The 22,430-nt window shown below is 44.5% G+C and carries 36 protein-coding genes; all 36 read right to left on the bottom strand.

Features of this window, described 5'->3' with window-relative positions:
• Positions 1-47: 47 nt before the first annotated feature.
• The 36 genes from rplQ to BXP70_RS03940 all read right to left on the bottom strand — a co-directional run bounded on the left by rplQ (position 48) and on the right by BXP70_RS03940 (position 22,365).
• Positions 48-632 (bottom strand): 50S ribosomal protein L17, encoded by a 585-nt coding sequence (gene rplQ, locus BXP70_RS04115; protein ID WP_086592762.1) that lies wholly within the window; start codon positions 630-632, stop codon positions 48-50.
• A gap of 201 nt (positions 633-833) precedes the next feature.
• Positions 834-1,823 (bottom strand): DNA-directed RNA polymerase subunit alpha, encoded by a 990-nt coding sequence (locus tag BXP70_RS04110; protein ID WP_086592761.1) that lies wholly within the window; start codon positions 1,821-1,823, stop codon positions 834-836.
• A 72-nt stretch (positions 1,824-1,895) separates the two neighbouring features.
• Complete coding sequence (rpsD, locus tag BXP70_RS04105; protein WP_086592760.1) at positions 1,896-2,501, bottom strand: 30S ribosomal protein S4; 606 nt, start codon at positions 2,499-2,501, stop codon at positions 1,896-1,898.
• Positions 2,502-2,640: 139 nt separating this feature from the next.
• On the bottom strand, positions 2,641-3,033 hold the full coding sequence (gene rpsK, locus BXP70_RS04100; protein WP_086592759.1) for a 30S ribosomal protein S11: 393 nt from the start codon (positions 3,031-3,033) through the stop codon (positions 2,641-2,643).
• Between the two features lie 80 nt (positions 3,034-3,113).
• Positions 3,114-3,491, bottom strand: a complete 378-nt coding sequence (rpsM, locus tag BXP70_RS04095) for a 30S ribosomal protein S13 (protein WP_086592758.1) — start codon at positions 3,489-3,491, stop codon at positions 3,114-3,116.
• 26 nt (positions 3,492-3,517) lie between these two features.
• Entirely contained in the window at positions 3,518-3,634 is a 117-nt protein-coding gene (rpmJ, locus tag BXP70_RS04090; RefSeq protein WP_071890035.1) for a 50S ribosomal protein L36, read from the bottom strand.
• Between the two features lie 9 nt (positions 3,635-3,643).
• Positions 3,644-3,862 (bottom strand): translation initiation factor IF-1, encoded by a 219-nt coding sequence (infA, locus tag BXP70_RS04085; protein WP_086592757.1) that lies wholly within the window; start codon positions 3,860-3,862, stop codon positions 3,644-3,646.
• A 4-nt stretch (positions 3,863-3,866) separates the two neighbouring features.
• Positions 3,867-4,637 carry a type I methionyl aminopeptidase gene (gene map / locus BXP70_RS04080; RefSeq protein ID WP_086592756.1) on the bottom strand — a complete coding sequence of 257 codons (771 nt, stop codon included), beginning with the start codon at positions 4,635-4,637 and terminating at the stop codon, positions 3,867-3,869.
• A gap of 3 nt (positions 4,638-4,640) precedes the next feature.
• Entirely contained in the window at positions 4,641-5,957 is a 1,317-nt protein-coding gene (gene secY, locus BXP70_RS04075; RefSeq protein WP_086592755.1) for a preprotein translocase subunit SecY, read from the bottom strand.
• A gap of 12 nt (positions 5,958-5,969) precedes the next feature.
• Positions 5,970-6,416: a 50S ribosomal protein L15 gene (gene rplO / locus BXP70_RS04070; protein WP_086592754.1), complete on the bottom strand. Its 447-nt coding sequence runs from the start codon at positions 6,414-6,416 to the stop codon at positions 5,970-5,972.
• 11 nt (positions 6,417-6,427) lie between these two features.
• On the bottom strand, positions 6,428-6,607 hold the full coding sequence (gene rpmD, locus BXP70_RS04065; RefSeq protein ID WP_086592753.1) for a 50S ribosomal protein L30: 180 nt from the start codon (positions 6,605-6,607) through the stop codon (positions 6,428-6,430).
• A 5-nt stretch (positions 6,608-6,612) separates the two neighbouring features.
• Entirely contained in the window at positions 6,613-7,179 is a 567-nt protein-coding gene (gene rpsE, locus BXP70_RS04060) for a 30S ribosomal protein S5 (protein ID WP_086592752.1), read from the bottom strand.
• Between the two features lie 4 nt (positions 7,180-7,183).
• A complete protein-coding gene (rplR, locus tag BXP70_RS04055; protein ID WP_086592751.1) occupies positions 7,184-7,534 on the bottom strand; it encodes a 50S ribosomal protein L18 in 351 nt (116 codons plus the stop codon).
• Positions 7,535-7,546: 12 nt separating this feature from the next.
• Entirely contained in the window at positions 7,547-8,101 is a 555-nt protein-coding gene (gene rplF, locus BXP70_RS04050) for a 50S ribosomal protein L6 (RefSeq protein WP_086592750.1), read from the bottom strand.
• A gap of 14 nt (positions 8,102-8,115) precedes the next feature.
• Positions 8,116-8,514: a 30S ribosomal protein S8 gene (gene rpsH / locus BXP70_RS04045; RefSeq protein ID WP_086592749.1), complete on the bottom strand. Its 399-nt coding sequence runs from the start codon at positions 8,512-8,514 to the stop codon at positions 8,116-8,118.
• Between the two features lie 186 nt (positions 8,515-8,700).
• Positions 8,701-8,970, bottom strand: coding sequence for a 30S ribosomal protein S14 (gene rpsN, locus BXP70_RS04040; RefSeq protein ID WP_086592748.1), 270 nt, complete (start codon positions 8,968-8,970; stop codon positions 8,701-8,703).
• Positions 8,963-9,523 carry a 50S ribosomal protein L5 gene (rplE, locus tag BXP70_RS04035; RefSeq protein ID WP_086592747.1) on the bottom strand — a complete coding sequence of 187 codons (561 nt, stop codon included), beginning with the start codon at positions 9,521-9,523 and terminating at the stop codon, positions 8,963-8,965. The genes rpsN and rplE overlap by 8 nt, the downstream gene beginning before the upstream one ends.
• A 13-nt stretch (positions 9,524-9,536) precedes the next feature.
• Positions 9,537-9,803 (bottom strand): 50S ribosomal protein L24, encoded by a 267-nt coding sequence (gene rplX, locus BXP70_RS04030; RefSeq protein WP_086592746.1) that lies wholly within the window; start codon positions 9,801-9,803, stop codon positions 9,537-9,539.
• A gap of 12 nt (positions 9,804-9,815) precedes the next feature.
• The gene (rplN, locus tag BXP70_RS04025; RefSeq protein ID WP_073107059.1) at positions 9,816-10,184 is read right to left on the bottom strand and encodes a 50S ribosomal protein L14; all 369 of its coding nucleotides are present in this window, start codon (positions 10,182-10,184) and stop codon (positions 9,816-9,818) included.
• Position 10,185: 1 nt separating this feature from the next.
• Positions 10,186-10,476, bottom strand: a complete 291-nt coding sequence (gene rpsQ / locus BXP70_RS04020) for a 30S ribosomal protein S17 (RefSeq protein WP_179197578.1) — start codon at positions 10,474-10,476, stop codon at positions 10,186-10,188.
• 4 nt (positions 10,477-10,480) lie between these two features.
• Positions 10,481-10,693: a 50S ribosomal protein L29 gene (rpmC, locus tag BXP70_RS04015; RefSeq protein ID WP_086592745.1), complete on the bottom strand. Its 213-nt coding sequence runs from the start codon at positions 10,691-10,693 to the stop codon at positions 10,481-10,483.
• 4 nt (positions 10,694-10,697) lie between these two features.
• Positions 10,698-11,120, bottom strand: coding sequence for a 50S ribosomal protein L16 (rplP, locus tag BXP70_RS04010; protein WP_086592744.1), 423 nt, complete (start codon positions 11,118-11,120; stop codon positions 10,698-10,700).
• Positions 11,121-11,157: 37 nt separating this feature from the next.
• Positions 11,158-12,030: a 30S ribosomal protein S3 gene (gene rpsC / locus BXP70_RS04005; protein WP_086592743.1), complete on the bottom strand. Its 873-nt coding sequence runs from the start codon at positions 12,028-12,030 to the stop codon at positions 11,158-11,160.
• 6 nt (positions 12,031-12,036) lie between these two features.
• Complete coding sequence (rplV, locus tag BXP70_RS04000; protein ID WP_086592742.1) at positions 12,037-12,510, bottom strand: 50S ribosomal protein L22; 474 nt, start codon at positions 12,508-12,510, stop codon at positions 12,037-12,039.
• A 1-nt stretch (position 12,511) separates the two neighbouring features.
• Complete coding sequence (gene rpsS / locus BXP70_RS03995; protein WP_086592741.1) at positions 12,512-12,790, bottom strand: 30S ribosomal protein S19; 279 nt, start codon at positions 12,788-12,790, stop codon at positions 12,512-12,514.
• A 3-nt stretch (positions 12,791-12,793) separates the two neighbouring features.
• The gene (rplB, locus tag BXP70_RS03990; RefSeq protein WP_086592740.1) at positions 12,794-13,621 is read right to left on the bottom strand and encodes a 50S ribosomal protein L2; all 828 of its coding nucleotides are present in this window, start codon (positions 13,619-13,621) and stop codon (positions 12,794-12,796) included.
• Positions 13,622-13,656: 35 nt separating this feature from the next.
• On the bottom strand, positions 13,657-13,944 hold the full coding sequence (gene rplW, locus BXP70_RS03985) for a 50S ribosomal protein L23 (protein WP_086592739.1): 288 nt from the start codon (positions 13,942-13,944) through the stop codon (positions 13,657-13,659).
• Positions 13,944-14,582 carry a 50S ribosomal protein L4 gene (rplD, locus tag BXP70_RS03980; protein ID WP_086592738.1) on the bottom strand — a complete coding sequence of 213 codons (639 nt, stop codon included), beginning with the start codon at positions 14,580-14,582 and terminating at the stop codon, positions 13,944-13,946. The genes rplW and rplD overlap by 1 nt, the downstream gene beginning before the upstream one ends.
• A gap of 6 nt (positions 14,583-14,588) precedes the next feature.
• A complete protein-coding gene (rplC, locus tag BXP70_RS03975; protein ID WP_086592737.1) occupies positions 14,589-15,209 on the bottom strand; it encodes a 50S ribosomal protein L3 in 621 nt (206 codons plus the stop codon).
• Between the two features lie 201 nt (positions 15,210-15,410).
• Complete coding sequence (locus BXP70_RS03970) at positions 15,411-16,343, bottom strand: O-antigen ligase family protein (RefSeq protein WP_179197577.1); 933 nt, start codon at positions 16,341-16,343, stop codon at positions 15,411-15,413.
• Between the two features lie 479 nt (positions 16,344-16,822).
• The gene (locus tag BXP70_RS03965) at positions 16,823-18,040 is read right to left on the bottom strand and encodes an O-antigen ligase family protein (RefSeq protein WP_179197576.1); all 1,218 of its coding nucleotides are present in this window, start codon (positions 18,038-18,040) and stop codon (positions 16,823-16,825) included.
• A gap of 211 nt (positions 18,041-18,251) precedes the next feature.
• Positions 18,252-18,557 carry a 30S ribosomal protein S10 gene (gene rpsJ, locus BXP70_RS03960; RefSeq protein WP_044515480.1) on the bottom strand — a complete coding sequence of 102 codons (306 nt, stop codon included), beginning with the start codon at positions 18,555-18,557 and terminating at the stop codon, positions 18,252-18,254.
• A 20-nt stretch (positions 18,558-18,577) separates the two neighbouring features.
• Positions 18,578-20,719, bottom strand: coding sequence for an elongation factor G (fusA, locus tag BXP70_RS03955; protein WP_086592734.1), 2,142 nt, complete (start codon positions 20,717-20,719; stop codon positions 18,578-18,580).
• 101 nt (positions 20,720-20,820) lie between these two features.
• On the bottom strand, positions 20,821-21,288 hold the full coding sequence (gene rpsG / locus BXP70_RS03950) for a 30S ribosomal protein S7 (RefSeq protein WP_086592733.1): 468 nt from the start codon (positions 21,286-21,288) through the stop codon (positions 20,821-20,823).
• Positions 21,289-21,367: 79 nt separating this feature from the next.
• The gene (rpsL, locus tag BXP70_RS03945; protein WP_054410986.1) at positions 21,368-21,796 is read right to left on the bottom strand and encodes a 30S ribosomal protein S12; all 429 of its coding nucleotides are present in this window, start codon (positions 21,794-21,796) and stop codon (positions 21,368-21,370) included.
• A 233-nt stretch (positions 21,797-22,029) separates the two neighbouring features.
• Positions 22,030-22,365, bottom strand: coding sequence for a DUF3467 domain-containing protein (locus BXP70_RS03940; protein ID WP_086592732.1), 336 nt, complete (start codon positions 22,363-22,365; stop codon positions 22,030-22,032).
• Positions 22,366-22,430 lie beyond the last annotated feature (65 nt).

The following is a 22,430-nucleotide window of genomic DNA, read 5'->3' as shown; positions in this document are numbered from 1 at the left end:
AGGGACGCGCTTTACAGCACGTCCCTTTTTGTTATCTATAACCAGTACTAAGAAGCAGCTTCTTCGTCAGCAGCTTTTGCTTCATCCCGAGTTTGACCCTCTTCAACCGTAGTGGTTGGGGTATCTTCAGGGGCACTAGTCTCCACTACAGCGGCAGGAGCAACAGTCTCACCAGTAGCTACCGTCTCATCAGTTGCTTTCTTACCACCACGACGCGAACGACGAGTAGTGGTTTTAGCTTCACCAGCAGTTTTAGCTTCCAACAGAGTTTCGTTGTAGTCTACCAACTCGATGATGCACATCTCAGCATTGTCACCCAAACGGTTGTCGCTAAACTTCAAGATGCGAGTGTAGCCACCAGGGCGGTTAGCAATTTTAGTTGCTACTGCATCGAATAACTCCTTGATAGACTCTTTGTTCTGCAATGTAGCGAAGATAGTACGACGAGAGTGAGTAGTATCACTCTTCGACTTGGTCAGCAGGGGCTCAACAAACTTACGCAGAGCTTTTGCTTTAGCTACCGTAGTAGTTAAACGCTTGTGCAGAATCAGAGAAGAAGCCATGTTCGACAACATAGCATTGCGGTGCGCAGCTGTGCGACCTAGATGGTTAATGGTTTTACCGTGTCTCATTGTTTGTTATGCAGTTTGCAAAATGTATACACTTGCGAATGGCAACCACGGCGGATGATCTCTGTAGTGATCACCTCATTAGAACTGCCATCCCTAGGGTGTATTGATGTATAAGTAGGTACAAAATGAATGTGCTGATTAGGTGATGTGCTATATGCTTTGCAGCACTAGCACAAGAGCTAATCAGCACATTTAAAAAGATTAGTCCTCGTCGAGACGGTATTTGCTTAGGTCCATACCGAAGTTTAGACCCTTTTCTTCTACCAAATTCTCAAGCTCAGTAAGCGACTTTTTACCAAAGTTTCGGAACTTCATCATATCGCTCATGTCCAACTGCACCAAGTCGCCGAGCGTTTTGATGTCGGCAGCCTTCAAGCAATTGTAGGCGCGTACAGATAAGTCCATGTCAGCCAGTGGCGTCTTCAGGACTTTACGCATGTGCAGCGTTTCTTCATCAACCGTCTCTTCCTCTTCAGCTTTCGCTGTTTCGAAAGTCATGGTGTTGTCTGAGAACAACATGAAATGCTGGATCAGAATATTAGCAGCACCTTTCAGGGCATCCTCTGGATGAATCGAACCATCCGTTTGAATTTCTACTAGTAGACGTTCGTAGTCAGTCTTCTGCTCAACACGAGTATTCTCAATACTATACTTCACATTCTTAATCGGCGTGAAAATAGCATCAATAGCAATCTGACCAAATACTTGATCGGAAGGCTTGTTCTCTTCAGCTGGTACGTAACCGCGACCCTTCTGAATAGTAAATTCAAACTCTAGCTCTACGCTTGGATCAACATGGCAAATAACCAAATCTGGATTTAGAACTTGAAACCCATTGGTAAATTTGTTGATATCACCACCCGTGAACGTGTCCTGACCTTTGATACGAACCGTGATTTTATCCTCAATAGCATCACTCGCTTTCTTAAAACGAATTTGCTTAAGGTTCAGAATGATTTCGGACATGTCCTCGATCACTCCTTCGATAGTCATGAACTCGTGCAGTACGCTAGGGGTGCGAACCGACGTAATAGCGTAGCCCTCCAGCGACGACAGCAGGATGCGGCGCAGTGCGTTGCCGATCGTGACGCCGTAGCCTTTCTCCAGCGGTTTGAATTCAAACGTTCCGTAGAAGTCGTCGGATTTCTCCATCACAACCTTCTCCGGCATTTGAAAAGCTAAGATTGACATAAATGGGGCTTTAAAAATATAAACAGGAAAAAAATCGAAGTAGCCTAGGCGAATCAGACCTAGGCCAAATGATTACTTCGAGTAAAGCTCGACGATTAACTGCTCCTGAATCTTCTCAGGAATTAGATCGCGGGCAGGAGCATTGAGGAACTTGCCTACCATCTCTTTGCCATCCCACTCTAACCAAGAGAATGCACGAGCATTACGAGCACTCAGGCTAGTAGTGATAGCTTCTAGTGATTTTGATTTTTCGCGTACGCCCACTAAATCACCGGGACGCAGTTTGTAAGAAGCAATATTCACAACTTCACCATTCACTGTGATGTGCTTGTGCAAAACTAATTGACGAGCAGCACGACGAGTTGGAGCAACACCTAAACGATAGATGGTGTTGTCGAGACGCGACTCTAACAAAGACAGCAGATTTTCACCTGTGATACCAGGCATGGTAGCCGCCTTATGGAAGAGGTTCTCAAATTGCTTTTCCAGCATGCCGTACAAGTACTTTACTTTCTGCTTCTCCATCAGCTGGATAGCATACTCAGACTGCTTCTTGCGACGACCACGACCATGTTGGCCAGGAGGGTAGTTTTTTTTATTGAGTGCTTTGCTCGGGCCAAAAATTGGCTCTGAGAAGCGACGGGCAATCTTGGTTTTTGGACCAGTATAACGTGCCATTTCGGGGATGTTGATTTTTAAGAGGAATGAACTGAAGGTATCGGCAAAACTTAGATATGCTTAATACAATAGCAGCATCTAATTGCCAACACCGAAGACAACTCATTGACAATGGGCAATAAGTTGTGTGTTCAATAGATCAAACGCGACGGCGCTTAGGAGGACGGCAGCCATTGTGGGGCAGCGGCGTTACGTCGCGAATAGTAGTCACCTCAATACCCACGTTTTGGAGTGTCCGAATAGCTGATTCACGACCAGACCCTGGACCTTTCACGAATACTTCGGCTTTACGTAGACCCAAATCATGAGCTACCTTTCCGCAGTCAGTAGCTGCCATCTGAGCAGCGTAGGGAGTGTTCTTTTTCGAACCACGGAACCCCATTTTACCAGCAGACGCCCAAGAAATTACTTGGCCATTGTTATTGGTAATAGAAATAATAATGTTGTTGAAGGAAGCCTTTATGTGGACTTGTCCTACTTGCTCAACAACGACAACGCGCTTTTTGGCTTTGTCTTTTCTTTTCTGTGCCATTTAGTTATCGCAAAAATGCGGAAGGTGTTGAAGCCTACCCAAGTAATTGCACTCAGGTAGGCTTCGATTCCCGCTACAACTTATTTAGTAGCTTTTTTCTTGTTGGCAACGGTTTTCCGTTTGCCTTTGCGGGTACGCGAGTTGTTCTTGGTACGTTGACCACGAACTGGCAAGCCCTTACGGTGACGCAGGCCACGATAGCAACCGATGTCCATCAAACGTTTGATGTTGAGCTGCACTTCGGAGCGCAGGACACCTTCCGTTTTATGTTCCGCGGCAATAATGCTACGGATTTCACCGGCTTCAGCTTCCGTCCAATCCTTAACCTTTTTATCTAACGAAACGCTAGCTTGATTTAGAATTTTCTGGGCCGAGCTACGACCGATACCGAAAATGTACGTAAGGGCGATTTCGCCGCGTTTGTTGTCCGGGATATCTACCCCTGCAATACGAGCCATGTGCTTTTTGAGAAAGTATGGTGCTGTTAACCTTGACGCTGCTTATAGCGTGGGTTCTTTTTGTTGATTACGTAAAGCTTACCTTTGCGGCGGATCACCTTACAGTCAACGCTGCGCTTCTTAACCGATGCTTTGACTTTCATGTCGTCGGGTTATTTGTAACGATAAACAATTCTGCCCTTAGACAAGTCGTAGGGCGACATTTCAAGCTTCACCTTGTCTCCTGGCAGGATTTTGATGTAGTGCATCCGCATCTTCCCAGAAATATGAGCAACCAGTTGGTGCCCATTTTCCAACTCAACTCGAAACATCGCGTTAGAGAGGGCTTCTAGAATTACTCCGTCCTGCTCAATGGAGGATTGTTTGGCCATAAGGCTACTGTAAGGCTTTTTCTATGTATTCGAAGGAGGTAAGAATCTCCGCCTTTTCTTTTCTGACGACTACTGTATGCTCAAAATGAGCTGATGGCTTACGATCTTTTGTACGTATTGTCCAACCATCTGCTTCTTGAACAACATTTTTAGTCCCAAGATTCACCATCGGCTCAATTGCTAGAACTAAGCCAGGCTGCAACTTGACACCTGCACCACGCTTACCATAATTAGGCACCTGTGGCTGTTCATGAAGATCTTTACCAACACCATGACCTACTAATTCCCTTACTACTCCGTAACCACGTTTCTCAACGAAGTTTTGAATAGCATAGCCAACGTCTCCTATACGGTTACCGGCTACTGCTTTTTCAATACCTAAATAAAGAGATTGCTTGGTGGATTCAAGTAAAGCAAGTATTTCTGGTGCAACTTCTCCTACTGGGTATGTATAAGCACTATCACTATGGTATCCTTTCAGCAGCACACCTGCATCCACTGAAATGATATCACCACTTTTTAAAACGTAGTTACTAGGAAAACCATGTACTACTACTGAGTTAGGAGAAATGCAAAGGCTAAATGGAAAACCATTATAACCTTTGAAAGAAGGTTGCCCTCCATGATCACGGATAAATTCCTCTGCTCGTAAATCAAGCTGGCGAGTAGTAACTCCTTCCTTGATCATAGAGGCTACTTCCCCATGAGCTTGAGCTAACACTTTCGCACTAGCTCTCATTAACTCTATCTCTTCTTCAGTTTTGTAAACAAGCATGTCTTAGGAAGCCATTGCAATGTTCTGTGCACGGCCACGAAGCTTACCTGTTTTCATCATACCATCATAGTGACGCATCAGTAGATAACTTTCCACTTGATTCAGTGTGTCAAGTACTACTCCGACCATGATGATCAAGGAAGTGCCACCATAGAAAGCTGACATAGGGCGAGTGACTCCTGCTAATAATGCTAAAGCCGGAAATATAGCAATCAATGCCAAAGCAACAGCACCTGGTAAAGTAATACGAGTCAACACTTCGTCCATGTGCTCCGATGTGTCACGTCCGGGCTTTACTCCTGGTACAAAACCTCCGCTACGTTTTAGATCGTCGGCAATCTGATTAGGGTTGACGCTAATTGCCGTGTAGAAGTAAGTAAATACAATGATTAGAATACTGAAAACCAAGTTATATTGCCAAGAAGTATAATCCGAAAACTTTACTCCTATGTAACTGGCGGTATCGCTGTCGTTCTGCCAAATTGATGCAACAATAGCAGGAACAAACATCAAAGATTGCGCAAAGATGATTGGCATTACTCCCGCAGCATTCACTTTTAAAGGAATAAACTGCCGTTGAGCATTGAGTTGTGTAGTACCGCCAACCTGCTTTGCATATTGAACTGGTATGCGGCGCACTGCTTGTGTTAGAACAATTACGGCCATCACTACCAAGAACAATACTACCATCTCAATCAAAAAGATTAAAGATCCACGCATTCCTTTAGCAGCTGCCTCACCAATTATGGCACCAGGTAGGCGTGATACGATACCGATCATGATGATCATTGAGATACCATTGCCAATACCTTTGTCAGTAATCTTTTCTCCAAGCCACATACAGAATAATGTACCTGCAGTAAGAATAACCATTGTAGAAATGGTAAACAACGTACCAGGGTTCATTATCGCCTCTGCGTTAATAGTTGCAATGAACCCCACAGACTGAGCCATAACAATTGGTATGGTCAGAATACGAGTATATTGGTTTATCTTCTTGCGACCAGACTCACCTTCTTTTTGCAACTTCTGAAAATACGGCACAGCAATAGTGAGAAGCTGTAACACGATAGAAGCAGAGATATAGGGCATAATACCCAAGGCAAAGATGGAAGCATGGCTAAAAGCGCCTCCTAATAGGGTATCTAATATACCGAATAACCCTTGGGCACCTTGCTTCAGCCTCGTAGGATCAACGCCGGGCAGCACAACGTAAGAACCTAGCCGATAAATGGCAATGAAGAATAGCGTATTGAAGATCCGCATACGCAGATCTTCAATAGCAAAAATGTTCTTAATCGTTGTGATGAATTTGTTCATTGCCTTCAGGCTTTACAACGTCACAGCTTTACCCCCTACTTTTTCAATAGCCTCAATTGCAGACTTTGAAAAAGCATGAGCATGTACTTCAAGCGCTTGGGTTATTTCACCACGACCAAGAACTTTGATTTTTGCGTTCTTAGACACTAAACCATGGCTTATAAAATAAGTAGCATCCATTGTAGTAGAGCTATTTTTCTCTGCCAATGTCTGTAGAATATCAAGGTTAATCCCCTTGTATTCTACACGATTAATGTTGTTGAAGCCAAATTTAGGTACTCGGCGTTGCAGAGGCATTTGACCACCCTCAAAGCCAGACTTCTTAGAATAGCCTGACCGTGACTTTGCACCTTTATGACCACGTGTGGAAGTCCCACCACGGCCAGAACCCGTACCGCGACCGATGCGCTTCTCGTTGCGCGTAGCTCCAGTAGCTGGTTTGAGATTGCTGAGATTCATGTCGACTATTCCTAGATTTCTGTTACTTCTACCAAATGCTGCACTGCAGCTATCATACCGGCAATCTGAGGAGTGTTTTCCTTCTCCGTAGTACTGCCTAATTTGCCTAAGCCTAATGCTTTGACAGTGCGCTTCTGCCGCTCTGGACGGTCTATTACGCTTTTTACTAATTTAATCTTAACCTGTGCCATTTCGCTTAACCGTGGAAAACTTGCTGTAAAGAAATGCCACGCTGTTGCGCTATCTGCATTGGATCACGCATCTTATTGAGAGCATCAAAAGTAGCTTTAACCACATTGTGTGGGTTTGAAGAGCCTTTCGATTTTGCTAGTACATCTTTGATACCAGCACTCTCAAAAACAGCACGCATAGCACCTCCAGCAATAACACCAGTGCCAGCCGCCGCTGGCTGTACAAGTACGTAGCCTCCGGAGTATTTGCCTTCCATCACGTGAGGAACCGTATGCTTGTAAAGAGGAACCTTTACAAGGTTCTTTTTGGCATCATCGATACCTTTTGCAATAGCATCAGTTACTTCGTTCGCTTTACCTAACCCGTAACCTACAGTGCCGTTTCCGTCACCAACTACCACAATAGCTGAGAAGCTAAAGCGACGTCCGCCTTTTACTACTTTGGCAACACGGTTGATAGCAACAACCTTTTCTTTTAGGTCAGTATCGCCAGCACGTGGAGCTTGTTGCTCACGGTTTCCGTTACGGTCACGATTCTGACCACCACGGTTATCTCTATTATCTTGCGACATATTCTTAGAAATTGAGGCCGCCTTCACGGGCTCCTTCAGCTAATGATTTTACGCGGCCGTGGTAGAGATAACCAGAACGGTCAAATACCACTTTCGAAATGCCTTTTGCTTGAGCACGCGAGGCAAGTTCTCTGCCTACTGCGGCAGCGAGGGTGACTCCGTTACCCCCTTCCACCGAAACGTGCTTTGAGGAAGCAGACGCCAATGTATGGCCAACAGTATCATCAATAATCTGAGCATAAATGCCCGTATTGCTGCGAAATACTGCCAAACGTGGGCGCTCGGACGTGCCAGCAACCTTAGTGCGGATGATGCGCTGGATCCGTTTTCTTCTTGTTGCTTTATCGAAAGCCATGATGATACAATATTATTTCGAAGCTGTTTTACCAGCCTTACGACGAATTTGCTCGCCAACGAAGCGTACACCTTTTCCTTTGTAGGGCTCTACTTTACGCAACGAGCGAATTTTAGCAGCTACTTGTCCTAACAATTGCTTGTCGATACTAGTCAGCGTAACGATTGGGTTTTTACCCTTTTCCGTTACGGCAGTAGCTGTTACCTCTTTTGGTAACGAAAGAAATATATTGTGGGAGTAACCAAGCGACAATTCTAATGTGTTGCTAACAACAGTAGCTTTGTAACCTACACCAACAAGTTCAAGTTGCTCACTGTATCCATTGCTTACACCAACGACCATATTGTTGATGAGTGAACGATACAAACCGTGCATTGCCTTATGACGCTTCTGCTCAGTTGGACGAGTAACAACCAGTTGACCATCGACTCTCTCTACCGTGATATCCCGATCGACCGGTGTAGTTAAAGTGCCCTTGGGGCCCTTTACAGTTACCGCGTTCTCGTTATTTACTTCGACCTGCACATTAGTGGGCAGGTTAATTGGCAATTTACCAATGCGTGACATAGTGCGTTTCTTTCTTAGTAAATATAGCACAGCACTTCGCCGCCTACATTTTCAGTTTTCGCCTCTTTTTCTGTCATCACGCCTTTCGACGTAGATAGAATTGCAATACCCAGACCGCTTAGCACGCGAGGAAGGTTCTCTACGTGGGCGTACTTACGTAAACCAGGCGTACTTACACGCTCAAGTTTCGTAATAGCAGGCTGCTTTGTAGCAGGATTATACTTCAAAGCAATTTTGATAGTGCCTTGAACCGAAGTGTCATCAAAACGGTAACTCTGGATATACCCTTTATGGTAAAGCACCTTTGTTATCTCTTTTTTGATGTTGCTAGCCGGAATTTCTACCACCCGATGATTTGCTTTAAGCGCATTACGCAATCGGGTAAGGTAATCGGCAATTGGATCTGTATTCATTTGATATTGAGCAAGACACTCCTTTTTCGGGAGCGCAAAGATAAGAAAAATTTCGTCGCTATAATTAACAGCGACGAAATTTTCGGTTAAGACTACTTGGCGCGGTTTCAGTTCCGTCCAATGGTTTCTTTCGGCAACCTGCCAAATACTGTTTGCTATTTTGAAAAAAATAGCAACTGATAAATATTACCAGCTAGCCTTCGTCACGCCAGGAATTTTACCAGCTAGAGCCATTTCGCGGAAGGTGACACGGCTAATACCGAACTTACGCATATAGCCACGAGGGCGGCCATTTATCTTGTCACGATTGTGAATGCGTACTGGAGAAGCATTACGCGGGAGCTTGTCGAGACCTTCGTAATCACCAGCAGCTTTCAGGGCTTTACGCTTCTCAGCATACCTGGCTACTGTAGCAATTCGCTTTCTTTCTCTTGCTTTAACAGATTCCTTAGCCATTGTTTTGTTTCTTGGCGTTGGTGAACGGCATACCGAAAGCTTTTAGGAGCTCATAGCTCTGCTCGTCATTCTCGGCGGTTGTTACAAAGGTAATATCCATGCCTGAAATCGACTTGATTTTGTCAATCGATATTTCAGGGAAAATGATCTGCTCTTTTATGCCTAGGGTATAATTACCACGGCCATCAAAGCCCTTATCATTGATGCCTTTAAAGTCACGCACTCGGGGAAGAGCAACTGTGAGTAAACGGTCCATAAACTCATACATACGCTCACCTCTCAAAGTGACACGGGCGCCGATTGGCATACCCTCACGTAATTTGAAATTTGAAACAGAACGTTTAGCGATGGTTGGTACAGCTTTCTGACCAGTGATGGTTGTTAACTCATCCACACCATTATCAACTAGTTTCTTATCAGCGACAGCTGAACCGATCCCACGGTTGATACAGATCTTTGTGATGCGTGGTACCTGCATTATGCTCTTAAACTGGAATTTTTCCTGGAGCGCAGGTACAACATCCTTTTGATATATTTCTTTAAGTCTAGCCATTGTCGTGAACAGGTTAGGCGTTGGTCGATTCCAAGCGCTTCACGTTACTTACGTGAATACCCGCTTCGATCTTAGTGATGCCACCTTGGGGATTCTTCGCACTAGGTTTGTTGTGCTTAGTAACCAAGTTCAGGCCTTCCACGATTACACGTTGTGTTGAGCGATTTACTGACTTAATAACGCCAGTTTTACCTTTCTCATCACCGGCAATCACTGTCACAGTGTCGCCAGTCTTTACGTGAAGTTTCGCGGGCTTTTGCTCTTTTGCTTTCGTTGCCATTTGCTACTATGCTTACAGAACCTCAGGGGCCAATGAAACAATCTTCATAAACTGACGCTCACGCAACTCACGAGCTACTGGTCCAAAAATACGCGTACCGCGTGGTTCATCATTGTTATTGAGCAATACAGCTGCATTGTCGTCAAAACGAATGTAAGAACCATCTTTACGGCGTACCTCTTTCTTCGTACGAACGACTACTGCTTTTGAAACAGTACCCTTCTTTGCGTTGCCAGAGGGTATAGCAGACTTAATCGAAACAACGATTTTATCTCCTACACTAGCGTATTTTTTACCTGTACCACCTAAAACACGGATGCAGAGCACTTCTTTAGCGCCGCTATTATCAGCGACTGTCAGACGGGATTCTTGCTGGATCATCTTACTTAGCGCGCTCTACAATTTCTACCAATCTCCAACGCTTGTTTTTGCTAAGAGGACGGGTTGACATAATGCGAACCGTATCACCTTCGCCACAATCGTTGTTTTCATCATGAGCCATAAACTTAGTCGTCTTGCTCACAAATTTGCCATAGATCGGGTGCTTTTGCTTTTGCTCAACTACCACCGTAATAGACTTATCCATTTTGGAGCTAGCGACGCGCCCGATAATTTCTTTTCGCAGGTTGCGCTCTATTGCGCCCACAGCCTGCTGTTCTTCGTTGCTTGCCATCGTTTTATTTAGCAGTTTGATTAGCCTGCTCTTTTTCGCGACGGGTAAGCTCAGTCTTCAGACGGGCTACGTTTTTGCGGTTTTGCTTCAGGCGAATCGGATTTTCTAATGGCGAAATAGCGTGCGCAAAACGCAACGATTGTCCATTAGTTTGTTCAGTCTTAATCTGACTTTTCAATTCCTCTACTGAGAGGTTGCGGATATCAGTGTTTTTCATCTTCCTAACTTTCTACGTAGTCGCGACGAACAACAAATTTCGTCTTTACGGGCAATTTCTGCGCCGCAAGACGCAATGACTCCTGTGCAACTTCTAACGATACACCATCAGATTCAAACATGATGGTACCGGGATGTACAATAGCTACCCAATATTCGGGTGAGCCTTTGCCTTTACCCATACGCACTTCAGCAGGCTTCTTGGTAATTGGTTTATCTGGGAAGATTCGGATCCAAACTTGACCTTCACGCTTCATAGCACGGGTCATTGCGATACGGGCAGCCTCAATTTGACGAGCCGTGATCCACGCAGTTTCCAGTGACTTGATAGCAAATGAACCGAAGTCAATGGAGCTGCCGCGGTAGGCCAAGCCTGTCACGCGACCCTTTTGCATCTTCCGATACTTGGTCCTTTTCGGTTGTAACATGAGTTATCGAAAATATAAATTCGAGAAGAGAAAAGGGTTAACGACGTGGACCACGATTTTGTCCACCTGCGCCACCACGACGCTGACCACCTTGGCCACCTTGACCATTGCGGTTATCACCACCACGATCATTGCGACCTTCGCCACCACGATCATTACGGTCGCGACGTGGTCCTCTATCACCACCACGGTCGCCCCGCTCACCACGAGGGCCACGGTCATTACGGTCGTTACGGTTCTCACCAGCTTGATTAGCTGGTTGTTGGTTCGGAGATAAGTCCGGCTTACCAAAAATCTCGCCACGCATGATCCACACTTTGATACCGATTTTACCGTATACTGTCTGAGCCTCAGACAAAGCATAATCGATATCGGCGCGCAATGTGTGCAGAGGCGTCCGGCCTTCTTTATATTGCTCAGAACGAGCAATCTCAGCGCCGCCTAAACGACCACCACATTGGACTTTGATGCCCTCTGCGCCAACACGTAAAGCAGCCTGGATAGCTTGCTTCATAGCACGACGAAAAGAGATACGAGCTTGTAATTGCTGAGCAATGCTTTCACCCACCAATTTAGCATCAAGTTCAGGACGTTTGATTTCAAAAATGTTAATCTGTACGTCCTTACTTGTAATCTGCTTAAGCTCGTCTTTGATTTTATCCACTTCTTGACCGCCCTTGCCGATCACTACACCAGGGCGAGCCGTGTTGATAGTGATTGTAATGCGCTTCAGAGTGCGCTCAATTACGATGCGAGAAATGCCGCCTTTCGGAATACGAGCAAGAATATACTTGCGGATTTTTTCGTCTTCAACAAGTTTGTCGGCAAAATCCTTACCGCCATACCAGTTTGAGTCCCATCCTTTGATGACACCTAAACGGAAGCCAACTGGATTTACTTTCTGTCCCATAGTTGCTTATGCGGTGGCTTCAGCCGTATTTTCAGTGGTAGTTTTCTTGGAAGAACCACGACGAGTGCGAGTAACACTAGTCTGGGTCGAATTAGTTTCTGTAGCTTGTTGAATAGCAGCCTTACTACCCAGTGGTTCTACTTTCGAATCGACTACCAACGTTACGTGATTGCTACGCTTACGAATACGATGACCGCGCCCTTGTGGAGCAGGACGTAGACGCTTTAATTGACGCCCTTCGTCAACAAAGATTTCTTTGATGTAGAGGTTCGCGTCTTCTATGCGCTCGTTCTCGTTTTTTTGCTGCCAGTTGGCCAAAGCCGACAAAAGTAGCTTTTCGATTTTCTCAGCGCCAGAGTTGGCTTCGAATTTTAGCAAGCCTAGAGCGCGAGTTACCTTTTGGCCACGAACTAGGTTGGCTACCAAGCGCATCTTACGAGGCGAGGTAGGTACGTTACGGAGTTTAGCGGTAGCTTCCATCTTAGCGCTTGCCTTTATCTTTCTTAGCAACGTGACCACGGAAGTTGCGTGTAGGTGCAAACTCTCCGAGCTTGTGACCAACCATGTTTTCGGTCACGTATACTGGAATGAACTTATTGCCGTTATGAACAGCGAATGTGTGGCCAACGAAGTCTGGCGAAATCATCGAGCGGCGCGACCAAGTCTTCACCACTGATTTTTTACCGGAATCATCCATTGCCGAAACTTTCTTCTCGAGCCGGAAGTCAATGTACGGCCCTTTTTTTAGCGAACGTGCCATTGTTTATTTCTTCCCTTTACGGTTTACGATGAGCTGCTCAGAATACTTATTTTTATTACGGGTCTTTTGCCCTTTAGCGAAGATACCATTGCGGCTACGTGGGTGACCACCGCTTGATTTACCTTCACCGCCACCCATTGGGTGGTCTACTGGGTTCATAGCTACACCACGCACACGTGGGCGACGACCTAGCCAGCGATTACGACCAGCCTTACCAAGACGTACATTCATGTGGTCGCCATTGGATACTGTACCAACAGTGGCCATGCAGGTAACGAGTACCATACGCATTTCACCAGAAGGCAATTTCAGTGTAGCATACTTATCTTCGCGAGCTACTAGCTGAGCGTAAGTGCCAGCCGAACGAGCGATTGAAGCACCACCACCAGGCATCAGTTCAATATTGTGAACAATTGTACCTAATGGGATTTCTCGCAACGTAAGTGCGTTACCTACTTCAGGAGCAGCGCCAGGACCCGAAACAACTGTAGTGCCTACTTCTAAACCAGCGGGGGCGATGATATAACGCTTCTCACCATCGGCATAATTGAGTAGAGCAATACGAGCAGTGCGGTTTGGATCATACTCAATCGTTTTCACCGTGGCTGGAACTCCAGCTTTATCACGTTTAAAATCGATAACACGATACTTTTGCTTGTGTCCACCACCAATATAGCGGTTAGACATCTTGCCCGAATTGTTACGGCCACCGGATTTTTCCATGGGTGCCAACAACGATTTTTCCGGCGTTGACGTGGTAATTTCGTCAAAAGCCGGTGCGATTCGAAATCGTTGACCCGGTGATGTTGGTCTTAGTTTCTTGAGTGCCATTTTACCTTAAAATGCGCTTTAGCAGATTAATCTGCCTAGATGCCGTTGTAGAAGTCGATGACATCGCCTTCTTTCACAGTTACAATTGCTTTTTTGACCGAAGCTCGGCGGCCGGATACAGCACCGCCTTTCGTGAACTTCGACTTGAGCTTGCCTAAGGTACGAATCGTGCTAATGCCCGTTACCGTTACACCATAGAGTTGCTCAATATCCTTTTTGATCTGAACCTTATTGGCAGTGCGCTCCACTTCGAAAGCGTATTGGCCTTTTTCGTTCAGGGCTGTGGCCTTTTCGGTCACAATCGGTTTTCTCAGCGTGCTCATTACTCAGCAGTAATATAAAGTTGTTCCAACGACTTCAAACCGTCCTCTGACAACAGCAATGTATCTGTATTAAGCAGATCGTGCGTATTCAGGGCTACTGGCGTGGCAACTTTTACCCTTTGAATGTTGCGAGCCGATAGTATAACGTTCTTATTAGCTTCACCAGTTACGAGCAAAGTTTTTCTGCCGTTATTTAGTTTCAAGCTAGCCAGAATGGAAGCAAACTCTTTAGTTTTTGGTGCGTCAAGAGCTATAGTTTCTACTAAAGCTACTTTTCCTTCGGTAGCTAGTGTGCTTAGTGCAGAAAGACGGGCCAGACGCTTGGTTTTCTTATTTAGTTTGAAGCCATAGTCACGAGGTTGAGGACCAAAAACACGACCACCACCTACAAATACTGGCGATTTCATACTACCAGCACGAGCCCCACCAGTACCCTTCTGTTTCTTAAGCTTCTTCGTCGTACCGTGTACTTCGTTACGCTGCTTCGACTTGTGCGTTCCCTGGCGTTGATTAGCCAAGTACTGCTTAACGTCGAGGTACATCACATGTTCGTTAGGCTCAACACCAAAAATGGCGTCTGACAACGTGACCTTACGGCCCGTGTCCTCCCCTTTAATATTGTATACTGACAGTTCCATCTCGCGTTATTTTTCCAGTACTACGTAAGAGTTTTTAGCACCGGGAATAGAGCCGCTAACGAGAATTAAATTCTTGTCAGCTACTACGCGCATCACTTTTAAGTTTTGCACTTTCACCCGGTCACCTCCCATACGGCCTGCCATACGCATTCCTTTGAATACGCGAGAAGGCCAAGAGCAAGCACCAATAGAACCAGGGTGACGCAGACGGTTGTGTTGGCCGTGCGTTTGGCCACCTACCCCAGCAAAGTTGTAACGCTTTACAACACCTTGAAAGCCTTTACCTTTTGAGGTACCTACTACATCAACAAATTCTCCTTCTTCAAAGAGATCTGCTTTGATTTCGCTACCAGCTGAGTAGTTAGCTACTTCATTCGTACGAAACTCTATAAGTTTCCTTTTAGGAGTAGTGCCAGCTTTAGCAAAATGACCAGCCAATGCTTTTGTTGTATTCTTCGCTTTCTTCTCGCCGTAACCGAGCTGGACGGCGGTATAACCGTCATTTTCGAGCGTTTTCACCTGCGTCACTACGCACGGACCCGCTTCGATAAGCGTGCAAGGAATATTCTTCCCGTCCGGAGTGAAGAGGCTTGTCATACCGATTTTCTTACCGATGATGCCAGGCATTCGTTTTGTTAATTTGTTGAAAGACACAGTGAAAACACCCAAATAGCGTTTTCGTAATGGGAGTGCAAAGCTAGGGAATAGACAAGTCTTTTCCCAACCTAGCTTTGAATATTTTTTCAGAAGCTTAGAAGCTTCAATTCAAATGGTTCTGGTCGTAAGCCCGGTCTCGACCACATCACTAAAATTGGCTGTTCAAAAACACTAAACTGGTGTCCAAAAATAGTCTTGATCGGGTTCATTAGATAGACCGTTTAGAGATAGTAGCAAAAATATCAATGAGAATGTAAGTCCTATCTGGGTCTCTAAAGTGTATTCGGCTAAGAATGACAGCGTCATGATACAGTAGTGTGCTATTAGTAATGGGGCAGGTCTTGGCCACGCCCAAACCAAAGGATAATAAAAGCAGGTTGTAAAAAGCACGACTCCTACTATTCCGAAGGCTACAAGGAGGTAGATAAATTGGTTATGTGGCTTTATGTAAGATGTAGTCCTAATAGTGGGAAATGTTTCCTTGTATTTCCTTGCTAATTCTTGTTCCATATCTACGTTACCTACCCCAAGCCACATGTTTTCTTTCACAAGAAGCATAGCTACCCTATACGAATACACTCGACCTGTTAATGAGTAGTTATCAGCCGAGCGTATCCGGTTCACCTGTCCGATATCTTCACGAGTGTTATGAAATCTGTTACGAAATGTTGGGAAGCATACAAAACTTAGAATAGGTAACAGAAGCAGACAAAAACTTAATTTAACTATCACCTGATAGTATTTAGCTTTTACTAACCAAACGATAGCTACTACACTTAGTGCATAAAACGTTATCAAGCCACTTCGGACAGCGAGCAGATGTTGATAAAAAGCTAAAAATACTGTACTAAGTACAATCAACCAACGGCTCCATCCTAATGTCCAGTTTTGGTATACAGTCATAATGGAGCCTACTGTAACAGCTAACGAAACCATCAAACTGAAGCGAATATGATCCGGTTCAGTAGGCATTACTTGTGAATGCAAATACATTTCATTTATATATTCAGTATTTAGCAAATAATTGATTGTACTACCTAACGCAAACACTACTACTAATCCGAAGAACAGCGTCCATAAATATCTTAAATATTGGCTTTTCATAGATGGTAGAAGCCAGAAAGCTGTTGGCAATAGCAGGAAAGGAGACTGTAGTAGTATGTCTCGCCAGTAACTATCCTTATTCTCTACTTGCGTGTTAAATCCGCTAATTAAGTGCAAGAAGAATACGATAGTAAGTACTAAGTACACGAGCCACATAGACGGTTGACCAGCTCGACGATTAGTAGCAGCGTATACAATAGCTGTCAATGTTAAACCTGCTATGCCAATACTAGGTAGTATACGGAAGAAACTACTCGTGAAAAGCCCAACAATGATGAACGCGCAAAATATCGCTGCAACAAGTTGGGCTCGCGAATGGGTAAGCAGAGTGCTCAATGACGAACTTGAGTAAAGTGACAAATAGCGCAAGCTAAGCACAATCTCTTACAGAGAAGTGCTAACTATTAGTATTTGTTAAAATATCCCACTATTACAGTTCATAATGAAATAAAATTTTTTATATTATAATACACAAATATCTAATCAGTTGCTTGCTTATGGCTGATATAGGGTCCCCAGTTAAGTATGGGATCAGCCTGTCCGGCCTGTATGAAGCTAGCTAATGATAACAATATAAAAATTAAAGTATATAAAATACCTATTTGGCTTTCCTGATCCAAAGTAAACTCTGCTATAAAAGATAGAGAAACAATGATGTAATGTGCTATAAATAAGAAAGAAGCCTGTTGCCTCATCCTAAATAGCGGATAATAGAAACTGTATGAAAAGATTAACAAACCTATACCGCCAAAAGCTACACAGCAATAAAGAAATTGATTGTGTGGCATTAAGTAAGACGAAGGATCGATGTCAGGGTAGTCTTGTTGATAAAAGTGGCCTATTTCCTTTTTCATATCAGCTTTGCCTACTCCGAACCATGGGTTCTTCTGTACCAAACGTACACCAACTTGATAAGAGTAATAACGTCCAACTAAAGACAAGTTATTTGCAGAACTTGTAGTTTTTACATGAGCTACATCATACTCAGTATTGTAATATTTATTACGAAAAGTCGGGAAATATAGAAAGCTTATCGAAGGCATTACCACCAATAGTATTCCTAACAGAGCCCCCTGTCTATACCTGCGTTTTTTTATGATTAGCCATCCTACAGAAAGTATCCCTAATATAGTAAAGGCACCTAAACCACTACGCACAGCTAACAAGTACAAGTACAAGACTAAGAAGCCAGTACTTGCCTTCATACTCAAACGAATTCCATATGCTCTTCCATTTGAGCTACTGTATAAAGTACCTATTACAGTTGCAAAGGTTACCATTAAGCTAAATCTTATATAGTCTGGTACAGTAGGCATTATCTGCGATTGTGAATACAGCTTGTTAATTTCAACTGTATGTTGCAAGTAATGAACTGTACTTGCTGCAGCAGACAAAACGACTAAACAAAAAAACAGGAGATATAAACGGCGTAAATAGCTACTGGGCCACGTTGGTAAGAGGGCGAAGGACAAAGGCATCAGTAAGAAAGGTAACTGCAGAGCTATATCAGACCAAAATGCTTTGCTGTGTACTGCTTCTGTGTTAATACCAGCAACTAGATGAATTATGAACACTCCTATTAGAACTAAATACACATGTTTATTACTCACGCATACGGTCTCTTTTACTCCTAGTTTTTGGTAAAGCAAAGCAGTAGCAAAGAGTCCACATACACCAATTTTAGAAAATAATGGCATAAAGCTCATAGTAAAAAAACTAATCAGAATTATCCCGCAAAACATAGCAGCTAGCTTTTGGATAGATGATAAAGGTATCTTATACATACAATAATTTTTTATTGTAAATCTTTTTCAGTTCAAGTGAATAAAAATCTTGTTAATTGAAACAAAAAAATACCCTCAAGTAATTAAACAAGAGGGTACTTTTTAGCTGTAAACTAGGGCCTTATCAGACTTTGATCTCTACGTCAACACCACTAGGTAATTCAAGTTTCATCAAAGCATCTACAGTCTTTGAAGAAGTCGAGTAAATATCTACGAGGCGCTTATACGTGCAAAGCTGAAATTGTTCACGAGACTTCTTGTTCACGTGGGGTGAACGAAGAACTGTGAACTTCTCTTTATTGGTAGGCAGTGGAATTGGACCGCTTACAATAGCACCCGTAGCTTTAACCGCTTTCACGATTTTTTCGGACGACTTGTCTACGAGATTGTGGTCGTAGGACTTAAGTTTAATACGAATTTTCTGGTTCATTTTTCTTAGTCTGAAAGCAATTAGCGGACAGCGTTACCTTTCGTTTTAGCGATAATGCCCTCTGCTAAGTTCTGAGGCACTTGCTCGTAGTGCGAGAACGTGAGCGAAGCGGAAGCACGACCTGAAGATATGGTACGTAGATCGGTTACATAACCAAACAACTCAGAGAGAGGTACGTCAGCTTTGATAAGTTGAGCACCGGCCTTCGTATCCATGCCCTTCATCAAGCCACGTCGGCGGTTTAAGTCGCCAGTTACAGGACCTGTATACTCATCTGGACAAACTACTTCTACCGCCATAATTGGCTCGAGAAGTTTAGGTCCAGCTTGACGAGCTGCCTCACGGAAGCCACCACGTGCAGCTAATTCGAACGACAGAGCGTCAGAGTCAACATCATGGTAAGATCCATGGAACAAACGTACTTTCATGCCTTCAACAGGGAAGCCAGCTAGAGGACCATTCTTCATGGCTTCCTCAAATCCCTTCTGGATGGGGGCAATAAATTCACGTGGGATAACACCACCTACGATGGCGTTGTCAAACTCAAACCCAGGTTTCTCTGGCTCTGTTTCTTTCGGGCCAAGTTCGAAAACGATATCACCGAATTTACCGCGACCACCCGTTTGCTTTTTATAAGTTTCACGGTGCTCAACCTTTTTGGTTAGTACCTCTTTATAAGCAACCTGGGGAGCACCTTGGTTGATCTCTACCTTAAATTCACGACGCATGCGGTCGATAATAATTTCAAGGTGTAGCTCGCCCATACCACGAAGTACTGTTTGCCCAGTTTCTGGGTCAGTCTGCACTGTCAAGGTTGGGTCTTCTTCAACCAACTTGGCGATAGCCATGCCCATTTTATCAACGTCAGCCTGAGTTTTGGGCTCAATAGCATAACCGATAACCGGTTCAGGGAAACTCATTGACTCGAGAACTAGTTTGTTCTTCTCATCGGTAAGTGTATCGCCTGTTTTGATGTCTTTAAAGCCAACGCCTGCCCCGATGTCACCAGCCTCTAGGCGGTCAATTGGGTTCTGCTTATTGGAGTGCATCTGCATCAAGCGCGAGATACGTTCCTTTTTCTCAGTCCGGTTATTAAATACATAAGAACCTGCCTCCAATACACCACTATAGCAACGGAAGAAGCACAAACGTCCTACAAATGGGTCAGTAGCAATCTTAAATGCCAATGCTGAGAAAGGTGCATCTGTAGTAGGCTGACGAACCTCTTCTTCGTTGGTATCGGGATTCGTACCAATGATAGGAGGCATATCCAGTGGTGAAGGCAAATATGCCATTACACCGTCTAGCATCGATTGAACACCTTTGTTCTTAAATGCCGAGCCGCACATTACCGGAGAGAATTTCATGTCGATAACCGCTTTACGGATTACCACCATCATTTCCTCGCGGGTGATACTGTCTGGATCGTCGAAGAACTTTTCGAGTAGCGCATCATCATATTCAGCTACGCTTTCTACTAATTTCTGACGCCATTCTGCAACGGTATCCACTAGATCTTCGGGTACTGGAATCTCATGGTATGACTTCCCTTGGGTAGCGTCATCCCATACGATGGCTTTGCCCGTGAGCAAGTCTACAACACCCTTAAACGTGTCTTCAGCTCCAATAGGAATTTGCAGAGGTACTGGATTAGCGCCTAACTTGTCCTTAATCTCAGCAACAGCTTTGAAAAAGTCAGCGCCGGCACGGTCCATTTTGTTAACGAAACAAATACGCGGCACCTTATATTTATCCGCTTGACGCCATACAGTCTCCGACTGAGGTTCTACTCCAGATACAGCACAGAAAAGGGCTACTGCACCATCTAGTACACGCAATGAACGTTCTACTTCTACAGTGAAGTCTACGTGACCAGGAGTATCGATCAAGTTGATCTTATACTGCTTCGTTTCCGACGTAGGATCACCTTTTTCGTCAGTAGGGTAGTTCCAAAAAGTTGTAGTAGCAGCTGAGGTAATTGTGATACCCCGCTCCTGCTCCTGCTCCATCCAGTCCATCGTAGCTGCACCTTCGTGCACCTCACCGATTTTGTGGGTTTTACCAGTATAATAAAGAATGCGCTCCGAAGTTGTGGTTTTACCGGCGTCAATGTGCGCCATAATGCCAATATTGCGGAGGTATTTAAGGTCTTGCTTAGCCATTTTCTTGTTGAATTTTAGAAGCTAGGGGACTTAAAGTCTTAACTATTGTCTAAACATAGAATTAAGACTTTAAGTCCCCTAGCTTTCAGAAATTGCTAATACTAGAATCGGAAGTGCGAGAAAGCTTTGTTAGCTTCTGCCATCCGGTGGGTGTCATCCTTCTTCTTAACCGAAGCACCTTCACCTTTAGCAGCTGCAATGATTTCTCCAGCTAATTTATCCTTCATGGTTTTTTCACCACGACGGCGTGCGTACTGGATCATCCACTTCATTCCAACTGAGATCTTACGATCGGCGCGTACTTCAATTGGAACTTGAAAGGTAGCACCACCTACACGGCGGCTTTTCACTTCCACGCTGGGCATCACATTGTTCAGCGCTTTACGCCATTGCTCTAAGCCATTTTCCTTGGTACGCTGCTCTACTAATTCGCAAGCATCATAGAAAATAGTATAAGCGAGGTTCTTTTTCCCGTCGTACATCATGTAGTTTACGAAACGGGTTACTAGCGTCTCCTTGTACTTAGGATCAGGCAGGAGAATGCGCTTTTTTGGTTTTGACTTTCTCATGGTTAGTATTAGGTATTGAGTATCAAGTATTGAGAAGAGAACGGGTCTCAACACTCAATACCAATTACTCCCTACTAGCTTATTTCTTCTTACCGGGTGCTGGTTTACCGCCTTTACCAGTTGCTACTGGTTGACCTGGCTTTGGACGCTTAGCTCCATACTTCGAGCGGCGCTGCAAACGGCCGTTTACACCGGCAGTATCAAGAGCGCCACGAATGATATGGTAACGTACACCTGGCAGGTCTTTCACACGGCCACCGCGAATCAGCACGATAGAGTGCTCCTGCAGGTTGTGGCCTTCGCCTGGGATGTAGGCGTTGACTTCTTTGCCATTGGTGAGACGCACACGAGCGACTTTACGCATGGCCGAGTTCGGCTTCTTGGGCGTAGTGGTGTATACACGGGTGCACACGCCACGGCGCTGCGGGCAAGAATCAAGAGCAGGCGACTTCGACTTGGTCGTCAGCTTCTCTCTTCCTTTTCGTACTAATTGATTGATGGTTGGCATCTATAGAATGGTTTGTCGAGGGGGGTTCTCTCCCAAAAAATTAGGCTTGCAAAGGTAGAGGTTCTTGTTTAGAATAGCAAACAGGTTGAAATAGATAATTTTATAGAAACGCTAAGATCTGCTTTCATTGGTTTTAACACTTAAGTATAGCTTACTCAACACTTTCTTATTTCAAGCTAGAATTGGTGTGCCACAGATAATATACTTTCTTGTTCTAGGTCTACTTCTAGTTATTACGCTTCTCCCATCGTTCCACCAAAGTTCATTGGAAAACTAGGTACATCAGAATGTTGCTTGATCGTGCCAAAGGTCTGCTCAAAACGGGTCACATTGTCGCCAAGTGCGCTTAATAGACGTTTCGCATGCTCTGGTGTGAGGACGATACGTGATTTCACTTTAGCCTTTGGTACGCCTGGCATCATCCGTATAAAGTCTATCACAAACTCACTGCTACTGTGAGCGATCATAGCTAGATTTACATACTCGCCTTCTGCAATAGCTTCTGGCAACTCTATATTAATGGCAGTAGGGTCTTGGGGATTATTTAGGTCAGAAGGATCTTGTTCCATGGCTTGTAGGCTGTTTGAGAATAGATGGATTGCTAAAACTACTAAAAAGAAAAAGCCAGCTAGTC

This window comes from Hymenobacter crusticola (genome assembly GCF_002154225.1).
GTDB lineage: Bacteria > Bacteroidota > Bacteroidia > Cytophagales > Hymenobacteraceae > Hymenobacter > Hymenobacter crusticola.
This window is presented reverse-complemented; position numbering and strand designations above follow the sequence as displayed.

Bases quoted from the DNA above. Each gene is read 5' to 3' on its own strand.
- infA (WP_086592757.1), bottom strand. From the start codon at position 3,862: ATGGCCAAACAATCCTCCATTGAGCAGGACGGAGTAATTCTAGAAGCC.
- rpsS (WP_086592741.1), bottom strand. From the start codon at position 12,790: ATGGCACGTTCGCTAAAAAAAGGGCCGTACATTGACTTCCGGCTCGAG.
- rplB (WP_086592740.1), bottom strand. From the start codon at position 13,621: ATGGCACTCAAGAAACTAAGACCAACATCACCGGGTCAACGATTTCGA.
- rpsQ (WP_179197578.1), bottom strand. From the start codon at position 10,476: ATGGCAAGCAACGAAGAACAGCAGGCTGTGGGCGCAATAGAGCGCAAC.
- rpmD (WP_086592753.1), bottom strand. From the start codon at position 6,607: ATGGCACAGGTTAAGATTAAATTAGTAAAAAGCGTAATAGACCGTCCA.
- BXP70_RS03965 (WP_179197576.1), bottom strand. From the start codon at position 18,040: ATGCCATTATTTTCTAAAATTGGTGTATGTGGACTCTTTGCTACTGCT.
- BXP70_RS03970 (WP_179197577.1), bottom strand. From the start codon at position 16,343: ATGAAAAGCCAATATTTAAGATATTTATGGACGCTGTTCTTCGGATTA.
- rpmC (WP_086592745.1), bottom strand. From the start codon at position 10,693: ATGAAAAACACTGATATCCGCAACCTCTCAGTAGAGGAATTGAAAAGT.
- rpsN (WP_086592748.1), bottom strand. From the start codon at position 8,970: ATGGCTAAGGAATCTGTTAAAGCAAGAGAAAGAAAGCGAATTGCTACA.
- rplE (WP_086592747.1), bottom strand. From the start codon at position 9,523: ATGGCTAGACTTAAAGAAATATATCAAAAGGATGTTGTACCTGCGCTC.
- rplW (WP_086592739.1), bottom strand. From the start codon at position 13,944: ATGAGCACGCTGAGAAAACCGATTGTGACCGAAAAGGCCACAGCCCTG.
- rpsE (WP_086592752.1), bottom strand. From the start codon at position 7,179: ATGTCGCAAGATAATAGAGATAACCGTGGTGGTCAGAATCGTGACCGT.
- map (WP_086592756.1), bottom strand. From the start codon at position 4,637: ATGCTTGTTTACAAAACTGAAGAAGAGATAGAGTTAATGAGAGCTAGT.
- rpmJ (WP_071890035.1), bottom strand. From the start codon at position 3,634: ATGAAAGTCAAAGCATCGGTTAAGAAGCGCAGCGTTGACTGTAAGGTG.
- rpsD (WP_086592760.1), bottom strand. From the start codon at position 2,501: ATGGCACGTTATACTGGTCCAAAAACCAAGATTGCCCGTCGCTTCTCA.
- rpsJ (WP_044515480.1), bottom strand. From the start codon at position 18,557: ATGAACCAGAAAATTCGTATTAAACTTAAGTCCTACGACCACAATCTC.
- rpsC (WP_086592743.1), bottom strand. From the start codon at position 12,030: ATGGGACAGAAAGTAAATCCAGTTGGCTTCCGTTTAGGTGTCATCAAA.
- rpsG (WP_086592733.1), bottom strand. From the start codon at position 21,288: ATGAGAAAGTCAAAACCAAAAAAGCGCATTCTCCTGCCTGATCCTAAG.
- secY (WP_086592755.1), bottom strand. From the start codon at position 5,957: ATGAACAAATTCATCACAACGATTAAGAACATTTTTGCTATTGAAGAT.
- rplX (WP_086592746.1), bottom strand. From the start codon at position 9,803: ATGGCAACGAAAGCAAAAGAGCAAAAGCCCGCGAAACTTCACGTAAAG.
- rpsM (WP_086592758.1), bottom strand. From the start codon at position 3,491: ATGGCTCGTATTGCAGGGGTAGATATCCCGGACAACAAACGCGGCGAA.
- rplQ (WP_086592762.1), bottom strand. From the start codon at position 632: ATGAGACACGGTAAAACCATTAACCATCTAGGTCGCACAGCTGCGCAC.
- rplD (WP_086592738.1), bottom strand. From the start codon at position 14,582: ATGGAACTGTCAGTATACAATATTAAAGGGGAGGACACGGGCCGTAAG.
- fusA (WP_086592734.1), bottom strand. From the start codon at position 20,719: ATGGCTAAGCAAGACCTTAAATACCTCCGCAATATTGGCATTATGGCG.
- rplF (WP_086592750.1), bottom strand. From the start codon at position 8,101: ATGTCACGCATTGGTAAATTGCCAATTAACCTGCCCACTAATGTGCAG.
- rpsL (WP_054410986.1), bottom strand. From the start codon at position 21,796: ATGCCAACCATCAATCAATTAGTACGAAAAGGAAGAGAGAAGCTGACG.
- BXP70_RS03940 (WP_086592732.1), bottom strand. From the start codon at position 22,365: ATGGAACAAGATCCTTCTGACCTAAATAATCCCCAAGACCCTACTGCC.
- rplC (WP_086592737.1), bottom strand. From the start codon at position 15,209: ATGCCTGGCATCATCGGTAAGAAAATCGGTATGACAAGCCTCTTCACT.
- BXP70_RS04110 (WP_086592761.1), bottom strand. From the start codon at position 1,823: ATGTCAATCTTAGCTTTTCAAATGCCGGAGAAGGTTGTGATGGAGAAA.
- rplP (WP_086592744.1), bottom strand. From the start codon at position 11,120: ATGTTACAACCGAAAAGGACCAAGTATCGGAAGATGCAAAAGGGTCGC.
- rplN (WP_073107059.1), bottom strand. From the start codon at position 10,184: ATGATCCAGCAAGAATCCCGTCTGACAGTCGCTGATAATAGCGGCGCT.
- rplV (WP_086592742.1), bottom strand. From the start codon at position 12,510: ATGGAAGCTACCGCTAAACTCCGTAACGTACCTACCTCGCCTCGTAAG.
- rpsH (WP_086592749.1), bottom strand. From the start codon at position 8,514: ATGAATACAGATCCAATTGCCGATTACCTTACCCGATTGCGTAATGCG.
- rpsK (WP_086592759.1), bottom strand. From the start codon at position 3,033: ATGGCACAGAAAAGAAAAGACAAAGCCAAAAAGCGCGTTGTCGTTGTT.
- rplO (WP_086592754.1), bottom strand. From the start codon at position 6,416: ATGAATCTCAGCAATCTCAAACCAGCTACTGGAGCTACGCGCAACGAG.
- rplR (WP_086592751.1), bottom strand. From the start codon at position 7,534: ATGGCTTTCGATAAAGCAACAAGAAGAAAACGGATCCAGCGCATCATC.